Origin of the sequence: Pantoea sp. USMM079 (assembly GCF_037153115.1) — a bacterium.
Taxonomy (GTDB): domain Bacteria; phylum Pseudomonadota; class Gammaproteobacteria; order Enterobacterales; family Enterobacteriaceae; genus Pantoea; species Pantoea communis.
Genome location: NZ_JBBCKX010000081.1, coordinates 1 through 256, shown reverse-complemented (window position 1 = coordinate 256; position 256 = coordinate 1). Strand labels below are relative to the sequence as shown.

Sequence of the window (256 nt, the reverse complement as noted above, 5' to 3'; positions counted from 1 at the left end):
AGTTGTGCAGGCCCGGCAGCGATTTGGAGAAGATGTTATCCGGCTGATGTTTGAGAAAACACAGCGCCTGTGGTTTGAAAAGACCCCGCTGTCTCACTGGAACGGACTGACTCTGATGGCGGTGGATGGCACCGTATGGCGCACCCCTGATACACCAGAAAATGATGCCGCCTTCGGGCGAACGGCCAATATTAATAAGTGCTCTGAGTGGCCGCAGGTGCGTATGGTCTGTCAGATGGAAGTCACCAGCCATCTG

The 256-nt window shown here is 54.7% G+C and carries 1 pseudogene; it reads left to right on the top strand.

Going from position 1 to position 256, the window contains the following annotated elements:
- A pseudogene (locus WFP70_RS26610) lies at positions 1-256 on the top strand (IS4 family transposase); the annotation flags it as partial.